The sequence below is a fragment of the Aquabacterium sp. genome, assembly GCF_041915145.1.
Taxonomy (GTDB): Bacteria; Pseudomonadota; Gammaproteobacteria; order Burkholderiales; family Burkholderiaceae_C; genus Aquabacterium.
The window spans coordinates 1-3,240 of the sequence record NZ_JAYSBZ010000142.1 but is presented as its reverse complement, the minus strand read 5'-3'; the positions used below and the strand labels follow the sequence as shown (position 1 = coordinate 3,240).

Genomic DNA, 3,240 nt, shown 5'->3' with positions numbered 1-3,240 from the left:
GTGCAAAAGACGGTGGACGCGATGTGCGAGATCGCCAAGAAGATCAGCATCGTTGACGACATCGCCTACCAGACCAACCTGCTGGCGCTCAACGCGGCCATCGAGGCGGCGCGGGCGGGCGAGCACGGTCGCGGCTTCGCCGTGGTGGCCGCCGAGGTGCGGCAACTGGCCAAGCGCAGCCAGGTGGCGGCGGCCGAGATCGGGCAGCTGGCGGGCTCCAGCGTGAAGCTGGCCGAAAAGGCCGGCACCTTGCTCGACGAGATGGTGCCGTCGATCGAAAGGACCTCGGAGCTCGTGCAGGAAATTGCCGCCGCCTCGGGCGAGCAGTCCGATGGCGTCGTCCTGATCAACTCGGCCATGGAAAGCCTCAACGCCTCGACGCAGCAGAACGCGTCGGCGGCCGAGGAGCTGTCGGCCACGGCCGAGGAGCTGTCGGCCCAGGCCGAGCAGTTGCAGTCCACCATGGCGGCCTTCCGGTTGCTGGAAGACGCCCAAGATGGGCGAGGCCGCGACGCGGGCGCATCGGCCGGCCGCTCGCGCGGCGGCTACGGGTACGCCACCGAAAGCAACGGCTACGCCAGCGCGTCCAGCGCGGCGCAGCAGGCAGCGGCGTCGGCGCGGCATCAGCGCGCCCGCGGCAAGACCTCTTGTCCGGTCGATCACGTTGCCGTCCACGCGGACGGCGGCACAGCCCACGGCGCGGCTTTAACGGGCGCCGTCGATGAATCCAAGTTCACCAATTTCTGAGTGCGCCGCGCCAGAAGCCTGTCCGCCTGGGAGATCACACCATGAGCATCAAACGCATCTTGTCCAACCTGCTGCTGTGGCAGAAGTTCCTCGTCATCGCCGTGCTCGCGCTCGCCGCCTGCTCGGTGCCGCTGGGGCTGTACCTGACCGAGACGCAAAAGAGCATCGACGATTCGCGGCAAGAAACCGCCGGCATCGCGTCGGTGAGCGCGGTGGCGCATCTCGTTAGCGGGTTGCAGTCGCACCGGGGGTTGTCGGTGCTCACCTTGTCGGGGCGAGCGGGGGCGGCCGAGAAGCGCGAGGCCAAGCAGGGCGAGGTGAATGACGAAATCGCCAAGATCGACAAGGTGATGGCGTCGATCACCGACGAGACGATCGCGCGCTCGTGGGGCAACCTGAAAAAGGGCTGGCTGGCCACGGCCGCCGCGGTGAGCAACCGCAGCACCGATGCAGCCAAGACGGCCGAAGAGCATCACGAGGTGATCGCCGAGGCCATCAAGCTGGTCGATCGGCTGGGCGACCACTACGGCCTGTCGCTCGACCCCGAGCCCAACACCTATTTCTTGCAGAACGCGCTGATCTTCACGGGCTTGCGCATGGCCGAGGAAATGGGCCAGCTGCGCGCCCGCGGGGCCACGGCGCTCAACAACCGCCAGATATCGGATGTGGAGCGCGGCGGCCTGGCCGCCTTGTCGCGCAGCCTGTCCGACCGCGCCGCGCGGCTGACCGAGCAACTGCAAAAGAGCTACGCGGTGGACGCCTCGCTGCGCGCCGCGATCGAGGCCAAGGCGGCGGAGGCCGCCAAGAACGTCAGCACCGTGCAAGAGATGGTCAAGACGCAGGTCTTGATCGCCACGCCGCAGGGCAACGCCGATGAGTTCTTCAGGCAGGCCACCCAGGCCATCGACACCCACTACGCTTTCATGGCGCTGGGCTACGACACGCTCGACGCGTCGATCAAGGCGCGCATGCAGACGCTGCGCATGACGCAGCTCAAGCTGGCGGGCGGTTGCGCCCTGATCGCGGTGGTGGCCCTGCTCGCCGGAATCGCCGTGGTGCGCGCGATCACCCAGCCGCTGCAGATGGCCGTGAAGGCCGCGCAGGCGGTGCAAGGGGGCGACCTCACCTCGACCATCAAGGCCGAGGGGCGCGACGAAACCGCGACGCTGCTGCGCACGATTGCCGCCATGCAGGTGAGCCTCAAGGAGCGCAACGAAGCCGATGCCGTCAAGTTGGCAGAGAGCATGCGCGTGCGCCAGGCGCTCGACCAGAGCAGCACCAACCTGATGATTGCCGACGCCAACGGCGTGATCGTCTACATGAACAAGGCCGTGGCGCACATGATGCAAGCCGCCGAGAGCGAAATGCGCTCGGTGATACCGCGCTTCGATGCGCGCAACATCGTGGGGCAGAGCTTCGACAGCTTTCACAAGAACCCGAGCCATCAGCGCAACCTGCTGGCAGGCTTGAAGGGCGAATACAAAACGCGCATCAAGATCAGCAGCCGCACATTCGATCTGGTTGCCAACCCGGTGCTCGATGCCGAAGGCGCCCGCATTGGCACGGTGGTCGAGTGGATGGACATGACCGCCACGCTCGCCGCGCAAGAGCGCGAAGCCAAGGTGGCGGCCGAGAACTCGCGCGTGCGCCAGGCGCTCGACAACAGCTCGAACAACGTGATGATCGCCGACGCCGAGGGCACGATCATCTACCTCAACCCCGCCGTGCAGCAGATGCTGGTGCGCAACGAGGCCGAGATTCGCAAAGACCTGCCGCAGTTCGACGCGCGCCGCGTGATGGGGCAGAGCTTCGATCACTTTCATCGCAACCCGGCGCATCAGCGCAACCTGCTGTCCGGCCTCAAGGCCGAGTACAAGGCCCAGGTCAACATGGGCAACTCGGTGTTCGCGCTTTCCGCCAACCCGATCTTCGATGCGCAGGGTGAACGCCTGGGCACGGTGGTGGAGTGGAAGGACCGCACTGCCGAAGTGCACGCCGAGCAGGAGATCAGCGGCATGGTGCAGGCGGCCGGCGAGGGCGATTTCTCGCAGCGCATCGACACGCGCGGCAAGGAGCCGTTCTTCGCCGCGCTGGGCGGCTTGTTCAACAACCTGATCGACACGGTCTCGAAGACCATCGTCGAGGTGCGTGCCTCGGCCGACCAGCTCACGGCGGCGGCCGATCAGGTGTCCTCGACCTCGCAATCGCTGTCGCAGTCGGCGGTGGAGCAGGCGGCCAATGTCGAGCAGACCAGCGCGTCGCTGCACGAGATGGCGGCGTCGATCAAGCAGAACTCCGAGAACGCCACGATGACCGACGGCATGGCCACCAAGGCCGCCAAGGAGGCGCAGCACGGTGGCGAGGCAGTGCAAAAGACGGTGGACGCGATGTGCGAGATCGCCAAGAAGATCAGCATCGTTGACGACATCGCCTACCAGACCAACCTGCTGGCGCTCAACGCGGCCATCGAGGCGGCGCGGGCGGGCGAGCACG

Annotated in this window: 2 protein-coding genes; both read left to right on the top strand. The window is 66.6% G+C overall.

The genetic code is table 11. The features are described 5' to 3' along the window. On the top strand, positions 1-747 hold a 747-nt coding region (locus ACE3SS_RS15165), incomplete at its 5' end, for a methyl-accepting chemotaxis protein (RefSeq protein ID WP_374595385.1). 41 nt (positions 748-788) lie between these two features. After that, positions 789-3,240: PAS domain-containing protein (locus ACE3SS_RS15160; RefSeq protein ID WP_374595383.1), on the top strand; the 2,452-nt coding region annotated here is incomplete at its 3' end.